This window comes from Nitrospira sp., from assembly GCA_016788885.1.
In the GTDB taxonomy this organism is placed as follows: Bacteria; Nitrospirota; Nitrospiria; order Nitrospirales; family Nitrospiraceae; genus Nitrospira_A.
The window spans coordinates 38,790-57,966 of the sequence record JAEURX010000050.1; the positions used below are offsets into that span (position 1 = coordinate 38,790).

22 protein-coding genes are annotated in these 19,177 nt (G+C 58.3%); 2 read left to right on the plus strand and 20 right to left on the minus strand.

Annotated elements, in window-relative coordinates; all coding sequences use genetic code 11:
• Positions 1 to 3 precede the first annotated feature (3 nt).
• From prcB to thiS, 6 genes are all read right to left on the minus strand, one after another.
• Positions 4 to 828, minus strand: a complete 825-nt coding sequence (prcB, locus tag JNL86_13550) for a proteasome subunit beta (protein ID MBL8043935.1) — start codon at positions 826 to 828, stop codon at positions 4 to 6.
• A gap of 13 nt (positions 829 to 841) precedes the next feature.
• Entirely contained in the window at positions 842 to 2,341 is a 1,500-nt protein-coding gene (locus JNL86_13555) for a proteasome accessory factor PafA2 (GenBank protein MBL8043936.1), read from the minus strand.
• A 12-nt stretch (positions 2,342 to 2,353) separates the two neighbouring features.
• Entirely contained in the window at positions 2,354 to 4,123 is a 1,770-nt protein-coding gene (gene arc, locus JNL86_13560) for a proteasome ATPase (protein MBL8043937.1), read from the minus strand.
• Between the two features lie 157 nt (positions 4,124 to 4,280).
• A complete protein-coding gene (gene thiE / locus JNL86_13565; protein ID MBL8043938.1) occupies positions 4,281 to 4,904 on the minus strand; it encodes a thiamine phosphate synthase in 624 nt (207 codons plus the stop codon).
• 129 nt (positions 4,905 to 5,033) lie between these two features.
• The gene (locus JNL86_13570) at positions 5,034 to 5,813 is read right to left on the minus strand and encodes a thiazole synthase (protein ID MBL8043939.1); all 780 of its coding nucleotides are present in this window, start codon (positions 5,811 to 5,813) and stop codon (positions 5,034 to 5,036) included.
• A 3-nt stretch (positions 5,814 to 5,816) separates the two neighbouring features.
• Complete coding sequence (gene thiS / locus JNL86_13575) at positions 5,817 to 6,023, minus strand: sulfur carrier protein ThiS (protein ID MBL8043940.1); 207 nt, start codon at positions 6,021 to 6,023, stop codon at positions 5,817 to 5,819.
• A 129-nt stretch (positions 6,024 to 6,152) separates the two neighbouring features.
• Here thiS and JNL86_13580 point away from each other — a divergent pair, with 129 nt between their 5' ends.
• Entirely contained in the window at positions 6,153 to 6,644 is a 492-nt protein-coding gene (locus JNL86_13580) for a histidinol-phosphatase (protein MBL8043941.1), read from the plus strand.
• On the opposite strand, the gene JNL86_13585 is transcribed toward JNL86_13580, so the two are convergent.
• The 11 genes from JNL86_13585 to ffh form a co-directional block, all read right to left on the minus strand.
• Positions 6,619 to 7,962, minus strand: a complete 1,344-nt coding sequence (locus JNL86_13585; GenBank protein ID MBL8043942.1) for a S41 family peptidase — start codon at positions 7,960 to 7,962, stop codon at positions 6,619 to 6,621. The two genes, JNL86_13580 and JNL86_13585, sit on opposite strands and share 26 nt — an antisense overlap.
• 26 nt (positions 7,963 to 7,988) lie before the next feature.
• The gene (locus JNL86_13590) at positions 7,989 to 9,176 is read right to left on the minus strand and encodes a peptidoglycan DD-metalloendopeptidase family protein (GenBank protein MBL8043943.1); all 1,188 of its coding nucleotides are present in this window, start codon (positions 9,174 to 9,176) and stop codon (positions 7,989 to 7,991) included.
• Positions 9,173 to 10,072, minus strand: coding sequence for an ABC transporter permease (locus tag JNL86_13595; GenBank protein ID MBL8043944.1), 900 nt, complete (start codon positions 10,070 to 10,072; stop codon positions 9,173 to 9,175). Before JNL86_13595 ends, JNL86_13590 begins: the two co-directional genes overlap by 4 nt.
• Positions 10,069 to 10,737, minus strand: a complete 669-nt coding sequence (gene ftsE, locus JNL86_13600) for a cell division ATP-binding protein FtsE (GenBank protein MBL8043945.1) — start codon at positions 10,735 to 10,737, stop codon at positions 10,069 to 10,071. The genes JNL86_13595 and ftsE overlap by 4 nt, the downstream gene beginning before the upstream one ends.
• A 101-nt stretch (positions 10,738 to 10,838) precedes the next feature.
• Positions 10,839 to 11,225: a YraN family protein gene (locus JNL86_13605; GenBank protein ID MBL8043946.1), complete on the minus strand. Its 387-nt coding sequence runs from the start codon at positions 11,223 to 11,225 to the stop codon at positions 10,839 to 10,841.
• A gap of 15 nt (positions 11,226 to 11,240) precedes the next feature.
• Complete coding sequence (locus JNL86_13610) at positions 11,241 to 11,915, minus strand: ribonuclease HII (GenBank protein MBL8043947.1); 675 nt, start codon at positions 11,913 to 11,915, stop codon at positions 11,241 to 11,243.
• A 38-nt stretch (positions 11,916 to 11,953) separates the two neighbouring features.
• On the minus strand, positions 11,954 to 12,364 hold the full coding sequence (gene rplS / locus JNL86_13615) for a 50S ribosomal protein L19 (protein ID MBL8043948.1): 411 nt from the start codon (positions 12,362 to 12,364) through the stop codon (positions 11,954 to 11,956).
• A gap of 16 nt (positions 12,365 to 12,380) precedes the next feature.
• The gene (gene trmD / locus JNL86_13620; GenBank protein ID MBL8043949.1) at positions 12,381 to 13,154 is read right to left on the minus strand and encodes a tRNA (guanosine(37)-N1)-methyltransferase TrmD; all 774 of its coding nucleotides are present in this window, start codon (positions 13,152 to 13,154) and stop codon (positions 12,381 to 12,383) included.
• Position 13,155: 1 nt separating this feature from the next.
• Positions 13,156 to 13,683 carry a 16S rRNA processing protein RimM gene (rimM, locus tag JNL86_13625; GenBank protein MBL8043950.1) on the minus strand — a complete coding sequence of 176 codons (528 nt, stop codon included), beginning with the start codon at positions 13,681 to 13,683 and terminating at the stop codon, positions 13,156 to 13,158.
• A 9-nt stretch (positions 13,684 to 13,692) separates the two neighbouring features.
• Positions 13,693 to 14,001 carry a 30S ribosomal protein S16 gene (rpsP, locus tag JNL86_13630; GenBank protein MBL8043951.1) on the minus strand — a complete coding sequence of 103 codons (309 nt, stop codon included), beginning with the start codon at positions 13,999 to 14,001 and terminating at the stop codon, positions 13,693 to 13,695.
• A 102-nt stretch (positions 14,002 to 14,103) separates the two neighbouring features.
• Positions 14,104 to 15,453: a signal recognition particle protein gene (ffh, locus tag JNL86_13635; GenBank protein MBL8043952.1), complete on the minus strand. Its 1,350-nt coding sequence runs from the start codon at positions 15,451 to 15,453 to the stop codon at positions 14,104 to 14,106.
• 410 nt (positions 15,454 to 15,863) lie between these two features.
• Here ffh and JNL86_13640 point away from each other — a divergent pair, with 410 nt between their 5' ends.
• On the plus strand, positions 15,864 to 16,124 hold the full coding sequence (locus JNL86_13640) for a DUF4321 domain-containing protein (GenBank protein ID MBL8043953.1): 261 nt from the start codon (positions 15,864 to 15,866) through the stop codon (positions 16,122 to 16,124).
• A gap of 40 nt (positions 16,125 to 16,164) precedes the next feature.
• On the opposite strand, the gene uvrB is transcribed toward JNL86_13640, so the two are convergent.
• From uvrB to JNL86_13655, 3 genes are all read right to left on the minus strand, one after another.
• Positions 16,165 to 18,165, minus strand: a complete 2,001-nt coding sequence (gene uvrB / locus JNL86_13645) for an excinuclease ABC subunit UvrB (GenBank protein MBL8043954.1) — start codon at positions 18,163 to 18,165, stop codon at positions 16,165 to 16,167.
• Between the two features lie 111 nt (positions 18,166 to 18,276).
• Positions 18,277 to 18,933, minus strand: coding sequence for a CHASE3 domain-containing protein (locus tag JNL86_13650; GenBank protein MBL8043955.1), 657 nt, complete (start codon positions 18,931 to 18,933; stop codon positions 18,277 to 18,279).
• Between the two features lie 110 nt (positions 18,934 to 19,043).
• Positions 19,044 to 19,177: nitrate oxidoreductase subunit beta (locus JNL86_13655; GenBank protein ID MBL8043956.1), on the minus strand; the 134-nt coding region annotated here is incomplete at its 5' end.

A 19,177-nucleotide genomic window follows, 5' to 3' on the forward strand; every position in this document is an offset into this window, starting at 1 on the left:
CGACTAGGATCTCCTTCGCTCTGCGAGTATGGTCTCGTACACCGCGCGAACCCGTTCCTCCGGCACGTCGGCAATGCCGGCACGGCTCACGATCTTGGCAGTGGGGAAAATTCCTCGAACCAGATCCGGACCGCCCGTCCCGACGTCTTCATCCGCAGCATTAAACAGCGCCAGCAACCCGACTCGAAGGGCCTCGTCTTCCTGAAGCCCCGGCCGGTAATACTCCCGCATGGTGTTGCGAGCGTCCTTTCCGCCCGATCCGATGGAATGGTGATCCGACTCTTCATAACGACCGCCCGTGATGTCGTATTTGAAGATCCGCCCTTCCTTCCGATTGAGATCGTATCCGACATACAGCGGCATGACGACCAGCCCTTGAAACACCATCGGCAGGTTGGCCTTCACCATCTGCCCCAACTTGTTGGCCTTGCCTTCGCACGACAGCTGCACACCTTCCAACTTCTCGTAATGTTCGAGTTCGGTCTGGAAGAGCTTCGCCATCTCGATGCAAGGCCCGGCCGCGCCGGCGATCGCCATAGCGGAATAGTCATCAATCCGAAAAACCTTCTCAATGCGCCGGTCGGCAATTTGAAATCCCTCCGTTGCCCGACGATCCCCGGCAATAATCGCCCCATCACGATATTTCAGCGCCAACACCGTGGTGCCATGGGGGACTGAGAGCGTGCCGGCTCGACTCAAGTCCACCGGTACCGTCGCTCGTGGCCCTGCACCGTCCATGAGACCGGGCCGTAATTCAGGGTGACAGTGAGTGAGAAAGTCAAAGAAGCTGGAGCCGTCGTGGTGTGGAAGCGAAGGAGTGTGTGCCATGCAGGTGTCGTACTCAGGACGAAAGTTTTGCCAACAGTGCCGCCGCGGTTTCCGCTTGGGCTAAAAGTTCCCCCGTCAGGGCCTCTGTTCCGCGCAGAGGATCCATCAAGGGAATTTTTTTGATTTTGTTCTGGCCGATATCAAACAGCACGGACGTCCAACTCGCCCCGTAGACGACATTCGGGTACTTCCGCACGCACTGACCTCTGAAAAACGCCCGCGTGCCGACCGGCGGATTCATTTCTGCTCGCGCAATTTCGTGATCCAGCACGATCCGCTCGATCAGATGGCTTCGTTCAAGCGTGTAATACAGCCCCTTCTCCGGGCGGACGTCATGATACTGAAAATCCATCAGCCGCACGCGCGGATCATCCCATCCGCAGGATTTCCGATCCATGTAGGACTCGATCAAGTAGCGCTTGGCGACCCAATCCAATTCCCTCACCAGCGACCGAGGGTCCTTCTCCAACCGGTCAAGCACGTCCTCCCAGCGCACCAACACATCTTTCGTGACCTGGTTGAGTTCATGGCAGGCAAAGTACCCTTGTGCGGCCTTCAGGTAGGCGCGCTGCACGGCAATGGCGGTGGAGGAGGTGCCATCGGTCAGTTTCAGGCTTTCCTGAACACGCATGTCGCGGGACACCTGCTTGATGGTGTTGACCGGATCTTCCAGATTGATCTTGGGCAGTTCGGCACCCGCTTCGAGCAACTCCAACACGATCGACAGGGTGCCGACCTTAAGGTACGTCGACAATTCAGCCATATTCGCATCGCCGACGATGACGTGGAGCCGCCGATACCTCGCCGAATCGGAATGGGGTTCATCCCGGGTGTTGATGATCGGCCGGCGAACCATCGTGTTGAGATCAACGAGCGTTTCAAAAAAGTCGGCGCGCTGTGAGATCTGATAATCGGCGGGACTGGTCCCATTCTCCGCCCCGACCTTCCCCGACCCGGCAAAGATGGGACGCGTCACGAGGAACGGCGTTAACACCTGCGTGATCCGCTCGAACGGAACGGAGCGCGCAACGAGATAGTTCTCGTGATAGCCGTAGCTGTTGCCCTTGCCGTCCGAGTTATTCTTGTACAACACGAATTGGTCTCGCCCGCGCTCCTTCGTAATGTGCGCCTGTGCCTGCGCCACAATCCGCTCTCCGACTCGCTCAAATGCGACCACTTCCCTGGCGTTCGTGCACTCCGGCGTCGAATATTCGGGATGTGCGCCGTCGACGTAGAGCCGGCCGCCGTTGGCCAACACTTTGTTCAACTGCCGATTGTAGTCAGGCCCCGGCCGTTCCCGTTCACCATCCACCTCAAATCCCCGTGCATCGAGCAAAGGGTTCTCGTTCTCGTAGTCCCACACCGCCTGCGGTGCCGGCAAATTGGGATAGTGACCGATGAGGTGAATGGAGTTGGCCACTGGATCCGTCGCGTTCGGGTCTCGGCTGGCGATCCCGAACTCGGTCTCCGTGCCGATGACCCGTGCGGGGCTGTGCGAATGAGTGTCGCTCATGAATTTCGCGCGCTACAGATAGTGACCAGTGTTGACGGTTTCAATTTGGCGCGCCTCGGCCGGCCCGCCACTGATCGTCCGAAGGTGGACAATCTTCTCGCCCTTCTTGCCCGCAACCTTCGCCCAATCGTCCGGGTTGGTCGTATTCGGCAGGTCTTCGTGCTCCTTGAACTCTTCCCGAATCGCCCGGATCAAATCCTCTGCCCGCAGACCGGTCCCTTCTTTGGCAATCGCGCGTTTGACCGCGAATTTCTTGGCTCGGGAGACAATGCCTTCAATCAAGGCACCGCTGGCGAAATCTTTGAAGTACAACACTTCCTTCTCGCCGTTTGCATAGGTGACCTCGATGAATTTATTTTCATCTGTCGTGGCATACATGGCATCCACGGTCAGATTCATCAACGAGTCCACTAGGGCTCGCGCATCCCCGCCGTGGCGGGAGAGATCCTCTTCAGCAAACGGCAGATCGGTGGTGACATACTTCGAGAAAATATCCCTAGCCGCCGTCGCATCAGGTCGTCCGACCTTGACCTTGACGTCCAAGCGACCTGCTCGGAGCACCGCCGGATCGATCAGGTCTTGCCGGTTGCTGGCCCCGATGACGATGACATTCGTCAAACGCTCCACGCCGTCGATCTCGGACAGGAATTGCGGCACGATGGTCGACTCGATATCAGACGAAATTCCAGTGCCGCGTGTGCGGAACAGGGCGTCCATTTCGTCAAAAAACACGATCACCGGATGACCGTCGTCGGCACGCTCCTTGGCCTTTTTGAACACCTCGCGCACTTGCCGTTCAGATTCACCGACATACTTATTCAGCAACTCCGGCCCTTTGACATGCAGAAAATAGCTGCGTAACTGCTTGTCTTTCAAATGCCCGAGTTTCTTGGCGATCGAACTGGCAACGGCTTTCGCGATCAGGGTTTTTCCACAACCCGGAGGGCCATACAGCAGCACCCCTTTCGGCGCGCTCAATTTATAGTTCGAAAAGATGTGCGGATACAGGAACGGAAGCTCGACCGCATCGCGGACCTGGTCGATTTCCTTCTGCAGTCCACCAATATGCTCGTAGTCCACATCCGGCACCTCTTCAAGCACGAGCTCTTCAGCCTCCGACTTAGGCAACTTCTCAATCACGCAACCCGAGCGCACATCGTACAACAGATGATCCCCCACGCTGAGCCGTTCGTTGAGCAACGGCTCGCCGAGTTCGGCGACTTTCTCTTCGTCGAAGTGCAGGGTGACCAGCGCTCGATTCCCCTCGAGAACGTCCTTCAGACGAACGACTTCTCCCTGTACGTCGAACCCACGCACCGCGATGACGTTCAAGGCTTCGTTGAGAATGACTTCCTGCCCTTTACGCAAGTCCTTCGCTTTGATGGAGGGATGAAGGCTTACCTTCATCTTGCGGCCCGAGACATAGACATTCCCGGTTCCGTCGGTGTCGAGGCTGGAGAAAATTCCGTAGGTCGAGGGGGGAGCCGTCAGTTTTTCGACCTCGGCCCGCAGCGTTTCGATTTGTGATTTGGCTTCTTGGAGAGTGGCGACGAGCTTTTCGTTTTGCTTCGTCGTTTGTTCGAGCTGGTAGCGTGACTGGTAGAGCCGCCGAATTTCCTCTTCCATCGACTGGATTTGGGTGCGAAGCTTTTCGACCTCGCGCGCGTGCTCGTCGTTTTTGTGTGTCACGACTCCCTCTCCGTCAGAAAGTGATTTGGTCAGGCGCTTGACGGAATCACGGAAGGACCGGAGTCGGCCTGAACTCCCTTTTGGTTCGGCCATTGCCCCACTCGTCGGATTGTTGAAAATCCTGAACAGTGACGGTCATCCACACTTTTTCGGATTCTAACACCCACATAGGGGGTGGTCAACTGCGCCTCTCGGCCACGATGCATGGCCTGTGGCCGTTGCTGATTGTGCGCCGCACGAAAGATCATCATCACTCCGTTTCAATCGCGGAGAGCAACGACGTGGTAGCCTGCGCAACGTCGGCTGCGCTTAGGATCGAGGACAACACAGCCGCGCCGAACGCTCCAGCCTGCCTGGCCTCGCGTGCACGGACCGCCGTCATGCCGCCGATCGCAAAAATCGGAATACGAACGCATCGTGCGGCCTGCTCAAGCACCGACAATCCGAGAGGCACGCCATACTCCCGCTTCGACGGCGTGTCATGAATCGGCCCCAACACGACGAAATCGGCGCCCTGCTGTTCGGCCGCGAGCGCACCATCAATGGAATGCACGGACACTCCCAGCAATTGAGCCGACTGCAGCAGGCCTCGCACCACTGCCGGCGGCAAACTACTCTCCCGCAAATGCACGCCGGCAGTCGATAAGGCACACGCCAGATCCACACGGTCATTGATGAAGAGTTGGGCCTGCGGCAATTCACGCTGTAGGTCGCCTGCCAAGGCCTGCAGGGCACGAATGGGAAGATCACGTTCACGCAGTTGAACCGCGCGCACACCTGCCGAGACCGCCTGGCGGAGTACCGACAACAGCGGCCGCCCGGCGGTTTGATGGCGATCAGTGACGAGATACAGGTGGAAATCGACAGAAGGCATTCGCGGAACGTGTTGAGACGTGAGTCGTGAATGTGGACTGTGTCGTCGCGACTGAGTCAGCACTGAGTCAGTATCGGACGCAGACATCGGCGTGACGTATCCACCTTCACGCCCCGCTCGCGTTACGGATCACAACATCCCTTCGATCGGACTGCTCGCCGTCGCGTACAGCTTGCGGGGGATGCGCCCCGCCTTGTATGCCAGGCGACCTGCCCAGACGGCGTACTTCATGGCTTCCGCCATGGCGATAGGATCCTGGGCTCCAGCGATCGCGGTATTCATCAGCACCGCATCTGCGCCATACTCCATCGCCAGCGCGGCATCGGAGGCCGTTCCCACCCCTGCGTCTACAATGATGGGCACCTTCACCGTCTCCATGATGATCTTCAGATTGTACGGATTGCGGATGCCGAGACCGGAGCCGATCGGTGCGGCCAGCGGCATCACCGCCGGGCAACCGATGTCCACCAGTTTCTTTGCCACGATCGGGTCATCGTTGGTATAGGGCAGCACGATGAACCCTTCCTTGATGAGAATCTTGGCCGCTTCGATCAAGCCCGCCGTGTCGGGAAACAACGTTTTCTCGTCGCCGAGCACTTCCAGCTTGACCAGATCGGACACGCCGGCCGCCCGTGCCAGCCGAGCGTACCGCACCGCGTCTTCGACCGTATAACACCCGGCCGTGTTCGGCAGAATGATGTATTTCTTCGGATCGAGATAGTCCAGGAGATTTTCTTTAGAACGATCCGTGATATTCACGCGACGAACGGCCACCGTCACAACATCAGCCCCGGAGGCATCGATCGCTTTCTTGGTTTCCGCAAAGTCTTTGTATTTTCCGGTACCGACCCACAGACGCGATTGAAACTCCCTACCGGCGATCACCAACCGATCATTCATCGTAGCCATCCCTTAGTTCGCTCCGCCGCCAATGAAGCTTAATATTTCCACCCGATCTCCATCACGGAGCCCGCGGGTCTCGAAGTCGTTCCGGTCCAAAATTTCCAAGTTCAATTCAACCGCCACGCGATCGGTCCGGATGTCCAACTCCCGTAACAGCCCTGCCACCGTCTGCCCGACGCCGATCCCTCGAGATTCGCCATTCAGCTGGATCTTCACCGATTCACCTCAACACGTTGGATCATCCTATGAAACGGCAAAACCGGTTGTCAACCAAGCCTGGACAGGGCTTGCCGTTTGCCATCGATTGCCCGCACAATGGCCTTCGCTGCTTCTTGGGATTCACTCATGGATCAACGCGTCCAGCAACTCGCCCAGATCTTCCGGGCCATGGCCACACTCCTGGCAACCCAACGCGCCAATCCCTATCGGGTACGCGCCTACCGGAACGCGGCCGATGCGATTCTCTCCGTGACAGGAGATCTGACCGATTTGGCTGCACGGCACGAGTTGCAGAACATCCCGGGAATCGGGAAAGACTTAGCGGGGAAAATAGAAGAGTTTCTCTCGACCGGCACGATTCGCGCGTATGAAGAACTGAGGACTCCGTTGCCGGAGGAAGTGGCGGCCTGGGCTGCACTACCAGGCCTATCCGATGCCTTGGTGAGCTATGTGTATTTCAGACTCAACATCCGCACCTTGACCGATCTGGAATCCCTGGTTGCGTCCCACCTGTTGCGAACGCAACCAGGATTTACCGGATCGGAAGAAGCATTGCTCGCGGCAATCCGTCGCCAGCTCACACCGGCAGCACTTACGCCGCCGGACGCAGCTCCTTAAAGATTTTCCACGTCTTGAGCAGTTCGACGGCTTTCTGCAGTTGAACGTCGTCGTCCAAGGAAATTTCTCCGGCTGCATCGCCTAGTGAGACGGCCCCGTTCTTATGCGCCGGTTCCTCGGCCGGTTTTGCGGGCGCATCCTTACCCGTCGCCGCCCCCTTCGCCACCTTCGGCTCAGGTTCCTTCCCTTCCTTCTCACCGGCTTTTGCCACCGTCGGTGCCTGAAGCTTCACGACAATGTCCGGTGTGATGCCGGTCGACTGAATCGAGCGGCCTTTCGGGGTATAGTACTTAGCCGTCGTGAGACGGAGGCCGGAGCCGTCACCGAGCGGGAGAATCGTTTGCACCGATCCTTTGCCGAACGACGTAGTCCCGACGATCACGGCACGCCCCCAATCCTGCAGGGCACCGGCCACGATCTCGGACGCACTCGCAGATCCTTCGTTCACCAGGATGATCATCGGAGAATCTTCCAGCGTCTCCTTGGTCTTGGAGAACCACTCATCTTTCTTGCCTTCGCGGCCCTTGGTATAAACGATCAGCTTTCCATTCCCCACAAACTGTTCCGACACATCGACCGCCGCCGTCAGCAGACCGCCGGGATTGTTCCGCAGGTCGAGGATGGTGCCCTGCACCTTCTGCTCCTTAAATTGCTTCAGCGCCCGACTGAGGTCACGACCCGTGGCCTCCTGGAACTGTGTCAGCCGGACATACCCGATGGTGTTGTCGAGCACCTTGAACTTCACGCTTTCGATCTTGATGGTATCGCGCACCAGTGAGAACGCCAGAGGATCGGCGGTGCCTTCGCGCTGAATCGTCAGATTGACTTTCGTCCCCTTCGGGCCGCGCATTTTCTGCACCGCATCCATCAGGGTCAAGTCTTTGGTGGGCTCGTCGTTCACCTTGGTAATGAAGTCGCCGGCCTTGATGCCTGCCCGATGCGCGGGTGTTCCTTCGATCGGGGAAATCACGGCCAATCGGTTTTCCTTCACGCCGATTTGAATCCCCACCCCGCCGAATTCACCCTTGGTCTCGACTTGCATCTCTTTATACATCTCAGGAGTCATGTAGGCCGAATGCGGATCGAGCGTCGACAGCATGCCACGAATCGCGCCCTGGACGAGGTCTTTCACCTTAGTTTCGTCGACATAGTGTTTCTGCACCTGCGTCAACACCTCGGAGAATGTCCGCAATTCCTCGTAGGTTTCGGATGCGTGCCCGGTCCGTTCCAATCCCTTTTCCAAAATCAGGCCGATGCCTAAGGCCACCGTCACCATCAACAAAAGATATAACCACCGTCGGCTCCGCCGCTGTTCCATAACGTGGGTTCCTTCCTCCCCGAGGCCTACCGCTTAGAGAGCCACACCAGGGGATCTACCGGCTCCGCCCCTTCGCGCAGCTCAAAATAAAGCGTATTCTCACCAGTCATGCCCGTATCGCCCGTCTCACCGATTGCTTCCCCCGCTTCTATTCTGGCCCCGACGGAGGTCAAAATTTTTGATGCATGGGCGTACAGCGAAAACACCCCATTGGCATGATCCATGATTATAACGAGTCCGTACCCTTTCAACCAGTCTGCATAGACAACCTGACCGGCCAACACCGACCGTATATTACTCCCTTCCGCCGCGCGAATCTCAATCCCTTTTCGCTGGATATAGGTATTAAACGTGGGATGCTTCTGCCTGCCGAAGTAGGACACCACTTGCCCGTCGGTGGGCCACAACAGCGTTCCGCGTAAGGCGCGAAGGCCTCCCCCGGCGGACGGTGGGCGACTGGCCAGCGCGGCTCGACGCCTGGCCTCCAGCTCCTTCAATAGACTGTCGACCCTGGTTGCCGAACGTTCCAGCTCTTCCACGGCCCGATCATGGGATTCCTTTTCTTGCGTGATTTTCGCAAGATAGACCCGTTTCTGTTTTTTCAAACCCTGGATCTGAGCCAGCTTGTCTTCCGTGGTGACCTTGTACGCCAGAATGCCCTGACGTGCCTCCTCCCGATTTCGTTCGACTTCAGCGATCCGCTCGGCATCCCTTCGGTAGGTTTCCATGATCTCATACTCTCGCTGCGTCACTGCCGAGAGATAGCGAAACCGACGCTGGAAATCTCCGGCTGAACTGGCCGCAAGAAGCGTCTTCAGATGCCAGAAGCGCCCCTCGACATACTGAACCCGTAAGCGGGCGGCAATGGCATCCTGCCGTTCGTCGATACGCTCAGAGAGCCGACTTAGTTGCACGCTCATCTGCTCAATTTCCAAATCCTTCCGCTTGAGCTTCTTGACGATATCCTGGTGCTCCTGCCGATATCGAACCAGGCGCTCATCTAACGATTGCAAACCCTGTAACACCGATTCCCGCTTCTTCTCCGCCTCATCCGCCTTCTTGCGTTTTTCGACAATGGTGCCGCGCAGTTTTTCCAGCGTCTTCTTTTCCTGCTCGATCTTGTCCGCGTACGAGTCCTTACGCTCGGCAGCCTGCGACAGCGAAACCAGCCACAGCAGCGTGAGGAACAGGCATCCCCCCCGAATCCACCTCATGCCCGCCCCTCTCCAAAGTGCAACAGCGAAAGAAAACTGCCGGCGCAACCGAGGAACAGCCCGACCAAGACGAGCACCACACACATGTCGAACGAAAAGAAGGTCAGCAGGGCATCGACACCCAGAAAGCGGGTGGCGGAATGGATTTCATGACGGAACAGTTCGAATCCGGCCTTGAGAATGACCAGCGACAGGGCACTCCCACAGAGCCCCAGTGCCGCCCCTTCCAGGAGATAGGGCACACGAATGAACGTCGTACTCGCGCCGATCAGACCGAGAATCTCAATTTCTTCACGACGCGAATAGAGTGCCAAACGGATGGTGTTCGCGATGATCGTGACGGACGCGGTGGACAAGATCAGCCCGACAATGATGGCCGCCACCTCGATGTAGCGGACAATCCCAGCCAACGCCTCCACCCATTCCTGATTGTATTGAACTTGACCGACGCCGGGAATCAGCTGCACACGATTGGCCCAACGCCGCATCGCGTCCGCTGAACGTGAATCCGCAGCCAGGGCGACCACGAACGACGCGGGCAAGGGATTCTGTCCCAGCCCCTGGAGGAGCCGGGACTCCGAGGGAAACTGCGCCTGAAAATCGGCCAGCGCCCGCTCCTTGGAGACATACGTAAGGGACCGCACCGCGCGATCGGCTCGCAACTGGAGCTCGATCTCGTTTCGTGCGGGCTCAGGCAGATCATCCTGCACATACACCATCACTTGAATATCTTGCTCCAGCGAGGCAGCCAGAGCTTTCAGGTTGACGTAGAGCAGGAGAAAGACGCCGACGCAGGCAAAGGTAAACGCGGTCGTGGCGACAGCGACCACCGTGGTCGTGCGATTCGTGAGGACGTTGACGACCGCTTCCCGCAACAAGTAGAGCAGCCGCCTCACAGACACACCTGCTCCCGTGACACAACCTTCCCGTGCTCCAGGGTGATGACCCGCCGATTGACCTGAGCCAGCACATTGGGATCGTGCGTCGCCACGATAATCGTCGTGCCTCTGGCGTTGATGGCTTTGAACAGCTCGATGATTTCGCTTGTCAACTCAGGATCCAAATTCCCGGTCGGTTCATCCGCCAGGAGCATGATCGGCCCGTTGACGATAGCGCGTGCGATACACACACGTTGCTGCTCCCCGGTGGAAAGCCCGGGGGGAAAGAGATCTTTCTTGTGGTCCAGCCCGACGGAACGTAACGCCTCCGCCACCTTGCGTCGGATTTCCGTGATGGAAGCGCCCTGCACCAGCAAGGGAAGGGACACATTCTCAAAGACGGTTTTCTTCGGAAGAAGTCGGAAGTCTTGCAACACGACGCCGACTTTTCGGCGGAGGACTGGAATTTCGGATGCGCGCAACTTGGAAAGACTACGACCCTGAATGAGAACCTGACCTTCCTCCGGACGCTCGGCCCCGATCAACAGCTTCAGCAAGGTCGATTTTCCGGCGCCGCTCGGCCCCATCAACAACACGAACTCGCCTTTCTCGATCTCGAGCGTGACGTCGGAGAGTGCGGGACGGCGATCGTAATATTTTGAGACATGAAACAGTTGAATCATGAATGGTGCCACCGGCCGCGAGCCGAGCGCCCGGACGTGCCGGCCACTCCCCGCCTCACAGAACAGGCCACTGATACATCACGCTGACGCGTTCATCCCTCCTACCATCGCAGATCATCCCCACCAACGTCGAATGCATTCGCAATATGTTGCACCGCTTCAGCGGGACCGGCATCATCCTGGATCAACACGACATCGAAGCGGCAAGCCCGATCCTCAATTCGATGTTGAGCCAGATACTGTGCCGCCAGCCGGACCAACTTCGCACGTTTACGTGCATCAACCGCTTCAATGGCGCCGCCGTATGCCCCGGTGCGGCGCCGCTTCACCTCCACAAACACCAACACGCCATGATCATCTGCGACCAAGTCGAGTTCGCCCAAGGGGGAGCGCACGTTCCGGCCAAGAATGCGAAACCCTTGATCACGCAAGAATGCCTCGGCCCGTCCCTCCCCTTCGTCTCCCACCAGGCGTCGTCCGTCGGCCATTGATCGAGTCCCTCTTCAAACCGGAGTCACCGGCGGAGCGTCCTGCCGCCGGTCCTGGGCAAGCACCTGCTGCACCGGAGAGAAGCTGCGGCGGTGAATCGCACAAGGACCATGCGTTCGAAGCTGGTGGAGATGTTCCGGCGTCCCGTACCCTTTATGCTCCGCAAAATTATAGTGGGGATACCAGCGGTGATACTCAACCATCAATCGGTCCCGCGTCACCTTCGCGACAATGGATGCGGCCGCGATCGAACAGGAGAGCCCGTCGCCCTTGATGATGGCACGCTGAGGAATGGAAAGCCCGGGGAGAACCACGGCGTCGAGCAACAAAAAGTCCGGTCTGACCGGAAGTGCATCCAGCGCCCGACGCATCGCAAGACGGGATGCCTGGAGAATATTCAGTCGGTCGATCTCCGCCTCCGTTGCAGCACCGATCCCGACGCCGGTCGCCCGATGCACAATCTCGGCAAAGAGTCGGTTGCGTTCAGATTCTGCGATCTGCTTGGAATCGTTCAACCCAGGCAGGCGACATCGACGCGGCAATAACACAGCGGCTGCGATAACTGGACCGGCGAGAGGCCCACGCCCCGCTTCATCCAGGCCGGCGATGAAGCGATACCCACGCGACCGAGCCTCCACTTCGAACTCCTCGGTGGGGCCCCCTGTCGTCAGGTTTAGCCTTTCAGCCACACGTGCGCCTCTGTCCAGCTCGCATGTGGACGGCGGTATTACGCCTTTGCTGCCGTGGCGGCTGCCGCTTCCTGCTTGGCGCCGGCCGGTGCTTTGGCCTCGACCTTAAACTCGCGGTCTTCCACCTTGGCAAACTTGCCTTTTTTGGTTCGCAGGTAATACAGCTTGGCGCGGCGAACGCGCCCCTGGCGAACCACGTCGACCTTAGCGACGTTGGGCGAATGAATGGGGAACGTCCGTTCAACCCCCACGTTATATGACAGTTTTCGCACCGTGAAGGTCTCGCTGTTCAGAGTCCCTTTTCGTGCGATCACGGTTCCTTCATACACCTGGATTCGTTCTTTCTCACCTTCAACGACCTTCACGTGAACACGAACGGTATCCCCGATCTCGAACTTGGGTGCCGTTTTCTTGGTTAAGGATCGCTGGATCCGCTCTAGCCGATTCATAGTCTCTCTCCTCCTCTCAACGAACAGGTACCTGTACCAAACTCTCTTGCATCACTTCAGTTAATAACCGTCGATCTTCCAATCTCAGCTCACGATCCCGTAACAGGTCCGGTCGCTTGAGATAAGTATTCCGCAACGCTTCCTTCCGACGCCACAATCGAATCGCCTCATGGTGCCCCGAAACCAACACCTCAGGGACCGCCATCCCGCGCACGTCTGCCGGCCTCGTGTAGTGCGGATATTCCAGGAGCCCCTCGGTAAAAGACTCTTCGGCCGCCGACGCCGCATCACCGAGCACGCCAGGGACCAAGCGGGCCGCGGCATCAATCATCACCAGCGCCGGCAACTCTCCACCGGTCAGCACGTAATCGCCGACGGAAATCTCCTCGGGATGCAGCGCCAGTCGGACACGCTCATCCATCCCCTCATAGTGCCCGCACACAAACACCACAACACGTTCGTCCTGCGCCAAAGACTGCGCGAGTTCCTGCGTAAACGGACGCCCCTGTGGAGACGGCACGATCACGCGCAATGTCGTTCCCGGATGAGCAGTCTGATACCGGGTTCGCAGTGAATCGATCGCCCGCAGCACCGGTTCAGCTTTCATGACCATCCCCGCTCCGCCACCGTACGGCAGATCGTCGGCCGTCTTATGCCGGTCAAAGGTATGGTCACGCAAATTCTCGACAGCAACCTCCAACAAGCCCTTTTCCTGGGCCCGTTTGAGGATACTGTGGCCGATGACGGGAGCCACCATGTCCGGAAACAATGTCACCACGGCACAGCGCATCTTAGAGATCTCCAAATCCCTCAGGCAACCGCACCGTCATCACACGCCCTGCCACATCGACTGCAACCACGATCTGTTTTGCCGCAGGAATCAACAGCTCTTTGCCGTCCTGCCGGACCAAGAACGCCTGGTTGTCAGAGATGGCGAGCACTTCCTCCAGCGTCCCCAACACTGTCCCGGACTCATCCTGCACGACCATCCCGATCAAATCACACTGATAGTACTGATCGGCCGGCAACGCCGGCGAGTCACCGCGCGGAACCTGCACCAGCCCGCCGCGAAACTCGGCGACCTGCTCGGGGGTCGCAAAGGCCTCGAACCCGACGATGAGCGTCGGCCCGCCGGACCGCACATGAGTGACACGGGTGACGAGACTCTTGCCATTCGACGCGACAAGGGTCACCTCTCCCAGGTGATCGAACCGACCCGGCACGTCGCTGAGCGATCGCACCCGAGCTTCGCCTCGTACGCCGAAAGACCGCTCAATCCGGCCGATGGTCACAAGCTCTGCCTGATCGAGCGTCGCCATGGGCCCCGACTACTTCTTGCGCGCTTCGCCTTGTGCCGGCTTGGCTGCCTTGGCGCTCTTCTCGGTCTCGAACTCTTTCCACACACCGTGCCGCTTGAGCAACGTCCGCACCGTGGTGGTGGGCTGCGCGCCGTGCCGCAACCACGACAGCACTCGCTCCGACTTCAAGTCCGGCACCGCCGGGTTCTTGAGCGGATCAAAAATGCCGAGAATTTCCAAGAACCGGCCATCGCGAGGCTTCCGCGAATCCGCCGCGATAACCCGATACATCGGGCGCTTGTGCCGCCCCGTCCGCGCCAATCGTAAATGAACTGCCACTCGAACCTCCTCAGAATAATGAGCGCTCAGCCTTCGGCTATCTCCGCTCGGTTAGGACTCTCTTCGTCATTCGCACGTCATCAATGCCCGACACTCACCCGACTACATGCCTCGAAGCATTTGGGCCAACTGCCGCCGGCCGCCGGCACCGCCCGACATGACCTTGGCAATCTTTCTCGCCTGCAAAAACTGCTTGATCAAACGGTTGACCTCCTGCACGCTCGTACCGCTTCCGCGTGCAATGCGCTTCTTCCGGCTGCCGTTGATCAGCGTATGGTCTCGTCGTTCCCGCGCAGTCATGGAATCAATCATGGCCGCGACCCGCTTCATTTCTTTTTCAGGCAAACCGCTGTTTGCGAGATCCTTTAGTTTCTGGCCACCGGGGAGCATGCCCAGGATCTGCTCGAACGAGCCCAACCGATTCATCTGCCCGAGTTGCGACCGGAAGTCTTCCAACGTGAACGTGCTGCTGATCAATTTCTTCTGCGCAGCTTCGGCTTCTTCCCGAGAAAACGTTTCCTGGGCCTTCTCGATCAACGAGAGGACATCGCCCATGCCCAGAATTCGGGACGCCATCCGATCAGGATGAAACGGCTCGAGCGCATCAAGCTTTTCCCCCATGCCGAGGAACTTGATCGGCTGTCCCGTCACGGCCCGAATCGAAAGGACGGCTCCCCCTCTGGCATCACCTTCGACCTTGGTCAGAATGACGCCCGTGAGGCCGACCTGCTGATTGAACTGGCCCGCCATATTCACGGCATCCTGGCCGGTCATCGCATCGGCAACCAGCAGGACTTCGTGGGGATTGACGGCCTGCTTGACGGCCACAAGTTCGGCCATCAGTTCATCGTCGACATGCAAGCGACCACCGGTATCGAGCACGACGAGGTCATAGCCCTGCTCCTGGGCACGCTCAACTCCGCGCTGACAAATCCTCACCACGTCGGCGCGCGAGGCATCAACCTGATCGAAGCGGTGGACATCAATACCGAGATCACGCCCCAGACTCGCCAACTGGTCTCCCGCGGCCGGGCGACGCGGGTCGGCCGCCACGAGCAACACACGCTTGCCTTGACTCTTGAATAACCGTGCGAGCTTTCCGGAAGTGGTCGTTTTTCCGGCGCCCTGCAGTCCCACCATCATCAAAATGGTGGGCGGCGTGGAGGCGAGACTGATTCCTGCACGCTCTCCCCCCATCATCCCGCGAAGCTCGTCCCAGACGACCTTGACGACTTGATGGCCGGGGGTCAGGCTCTTCAGGACTTCCTGCCCAACCGCCTTTTCTCGAACGCGATCCAGGAACTCCTTGACGACTTTGAAGTTCACGTCGGCCTCGAGCAAGGCGAGGCGGACTTCCTTCAGCGCCTCGGCAATGTTGTCCTCTGTGAGGACACCTTGCCCTCGAAGCTTCTTGAGAATCCGTTCAAACTTTTCGCTTAACGCGTCAAGCACAGTGCACCAAAGAAAAAGGCCATCGAAGCCGGGGTCGAGCCAGAGCTCCGATCGCCTCGAAAAACATCAAAAAAATAGCATCGGGCAGTCTATAGAAGGGGGAAAGGTGAAGTCAAGACATTCAAGCGTCCGAGAGAGCGTCCTCCAAGCCACGCTACCGTGCCTCCGCCAGTCCCGTCTCGGCGCCGGCCATTCTGTCGCACAGTACAATTTTTACCTCATTCACCTCTTTACCCTGAACAGCCGGGGAAAGGCTCAAAACCAGTACTGCAAAGACCTCGAGACCGTCCTCCCAGCAGTCCAGAGCCTAGCGCCTGGCATGCATTTTGTTGACATCAATTTACGCTTCCGATATGGTGCCTCAGGTCGGCACATACAGCCGACAGTGGGTGAATGGGGGGAGAGCTGGGATGAGAAAATCGATCGGCGTGCTGCTGATCTTTATCCTGATCGGCGGAATGCTGGGCGGGATTTTCGGTGAAATTCTGCGCGTGATGGCCCCGAACGGCGCGATTCAAAATATCTTCGCCAGTAATTTTTCCCCCGGCATCAACCCACCGCTGACTATCGATCTGGTACTACTCAAGCTCACGTTCGGCTTCAGCATCAAGGTTAGCCTCCTCAGCGTCCTTGGCATGTTCCTGGGAGCCTACCTCTATAAACAGATGTGAGAGGATGGCCGCCTCTCACCTTGTCCCCCGTGGCCACGTCCTATTGCGCCACCTCCAACACTTTCAGTTTCAGCGATCTGATTCGGTTTCGTAACTCCGCCGCCCGCTCGAACTCCAACTTCTTCGCCGCCGCCTTCATCTCGACCTCGAGGCGACGAATCACCTGCTCCGTATTCCCCGTGATCGCATACTCCGTGGGAGATTCCGCCGCCAATTCAAGCTGCGCATGGTTTGCCCCTCCCACCGCATAATCCAGCGCAGGAATCTGCTTCTTGACGCTCTCCGGCGTAATGCCGTTGGCAGTATTGTACGCTTCTTGAATATGCCGTCGCCGGGCCGTCTCATCAATGGCGCGCCGCATCGATTCAGTCACCGTGTCCCCGTAAAAGATCACCCGCCCGTCGACATGACGGGCCGCGCGTCCGGCCGTTTGAATCAAGGAGCGATGCGAACGGAGATAGCCTTCCTTATCGGCATCCAGAATAGCCACGAGCCCGACCTCCGGGAGATCCAGGCCCTCCCGCAGCAAGTTGATCCCGACCAGCACGTCAAAGACGCCGCGGCGAAGGTCGCGAATAATCTCCGCCCGTTCCAACGTTTTGATGTCCGCATGCAGATAACGCACTTTCACACCGAGGTCGTGGTAATACTCCGTGAGATCCTCCGCCATCCGCTTCGTCAGCGTCGTCACCAGTACACGGTTGCCCCTCGCCGTCTCCGCCCGCACTTCGGCCAGCAGATTGTCCACCTGCCCCTTCGCGGGCCGCACATCGATGAGCGGATCCATCAAGCCGGTCGGGCGAATAATCTGTTCGATGACCTCGCCTTTGGCATGGTCCAGTTCATAGGAGCCCGGCGTCGCCGACACATAGATCACCGGCTTCACCATTCGCTCAAACTCGACGAACTTCAGTGGGCGATTATCAACGGCCGATGGCAGACGAAAGCCGTAATCCACCAGCGTGCGCTTTCGCGAAAAGTCCCCCTCGTACATGCCGCCGATCTGCGGCACTGTCGCGTGCGACTCATCGATGATTAAGAGAAAATCTTTGGGAAAATAGTCAATCAGCGTCGGCGGAGGCTCACCCGGCGCGCGCCCGCTCAAGTGGCGCGAATAGTTTTCGATTCCGTGGCAATACCCCATGGCACGAATCATCTCGAGGTCGAACTTGGTCCGCTGCTCGATCCGCTGGGCCTCCAGTAACTGACCGTTCTTCTTCAACGCCGCCACCCGCGCGTCCAACTCCTCCTCAATGCCCGTAATGGCTCGCTCATACCGATCGGGCGCAATGAGATAGTGGGTATTCGGATAGATCGCAATCTTCGGCAACTTGCCCAACGACTTGCCGGTCAATGGATCGATCTCATGGATCGCATCGACGACGTCGCCGAAGAGTTCGATACGCACCGACTTGGCTTCCGAGGAGGCCGGGAAAATCTCGATGACATCGCCGCGCGCGCGAAAGGTCCCGCGGTGGAAATCGACATCGTTCCGCGCATACTGAATCTCCACCAGCTTGGCGAGAATCTTTTCACGCCGCGTCTCCATGCCTTCCTCAAGGTAGACCAGCATGTCATGGTAGACCTCCGGCGATCCGAGGCCATAGATGCAGGACACCGACGACACGATCAAGACGTCGTTCCGCTGCAACAGCGACGTCGTCGCCGCGTGGCGCATTTGATCGATCGCGTCGTTGATCGACGCATCTTTCGCAATGTAGGTGTCGCTCTGTGGGATATAGGCTTCCGGCTGGTAGTAATCGTAATAACTGATGAAGTACTCGACGGCGTTGTGCGGAAAGAACTGCTTGAACTCTTGGTAGAGCTGCCCTGCCAACGTCTTATTGTGCACCAGCACCAGTGTGGGCTTCTGGAGGCGCTCGATGACGTTGGCCATCGTGAACGTCTTACCGGAACCGGTGACGCCAAGCAGCGCCTGGTGCGGCTTTCCTGCCAGCACCCCGGCGGTCAACTTCTCAATGGCCTGTCCTTGGTCACCGCAAGGTTTGAAGGGGGCCTCAAGCTTGAACGAAGGCATGATGACGGCATCTTACCATGTTCGAGAGGCCATACGCGCATGCGAACGGCTGGCGGCTATAGGCTGGCGTCCACGTGGAATCGAAACCTCGCCACCGGGAACGTGGGACGGAGGTTAGAGTGGGATGCGGGTCCGCCGGTCGATCACCAGTTGTTTCGGAAGGCCCATGGTTCGCGTGAGCACGATACACAGAATGGCGCCCAGGCTATCCACGAGGAGAAGTTGCCATCGGGCCTGCTCCATCCAGGCCTCATACGTCATGTCTTCAAGAGGTATTCCGCGCTGAACGCGCATCTCGAAATCGCCGACAGCCTTTTCAATGGTCAGGAACAGCGCGCGACCGCTTCCACCCCGCACATACAATCGCACCTGCTCCTGCTTCTCCGTCCCGACCACTGCGATCAGCGCCTGTTTGCTCTCAATGAACTCTTTGAGGCGAGCAAACAGCACCCCTCGTCCGGCCTCCAAACCAGGGAGATCGGCAGTGAGCGCCGTCAAGGTCGCCATGCCGATATCCAGCCGGCTTTCGGCCTGATTGATCGGTTCGAGAAACGATGGCTGTTCCGTGAGGAGATATCCGCGAAAGTTCGTTTCCACATCCATGACCAACCGTTGGAGCCGCAAGACCTCCATGAGAATGGTCGAACGAAGAAGTTGCCGCTCCTGCTGAATGCGCCATTGCTCAAACAACCATAGATGTCCGAGAAACGAGAAGGCCAGCGCGACTGTTGCAACGAGAAGGAATCCGATATACCGACCACGTATACCCATGAATCCGTGCGAGGCTTTCCAATCCTGCTGATGACCGTCAGGGAACACTCAGGCGAAGGGTCGGGAGGAACACCGTATGCCCCTCCCGACCGCTTCAGTTCAGATGAGTCTTACAGCCAGTTCACGCGCTCGGCCGGCCGAATGTAGATCGGCTCTTCGACCTGGATCCGCGCCACTTCCTTGCCCGACTTGTTGAAGCCCAACACGGTATCGTTGTACATGTCGAACCGCTTCCCGTGAATTT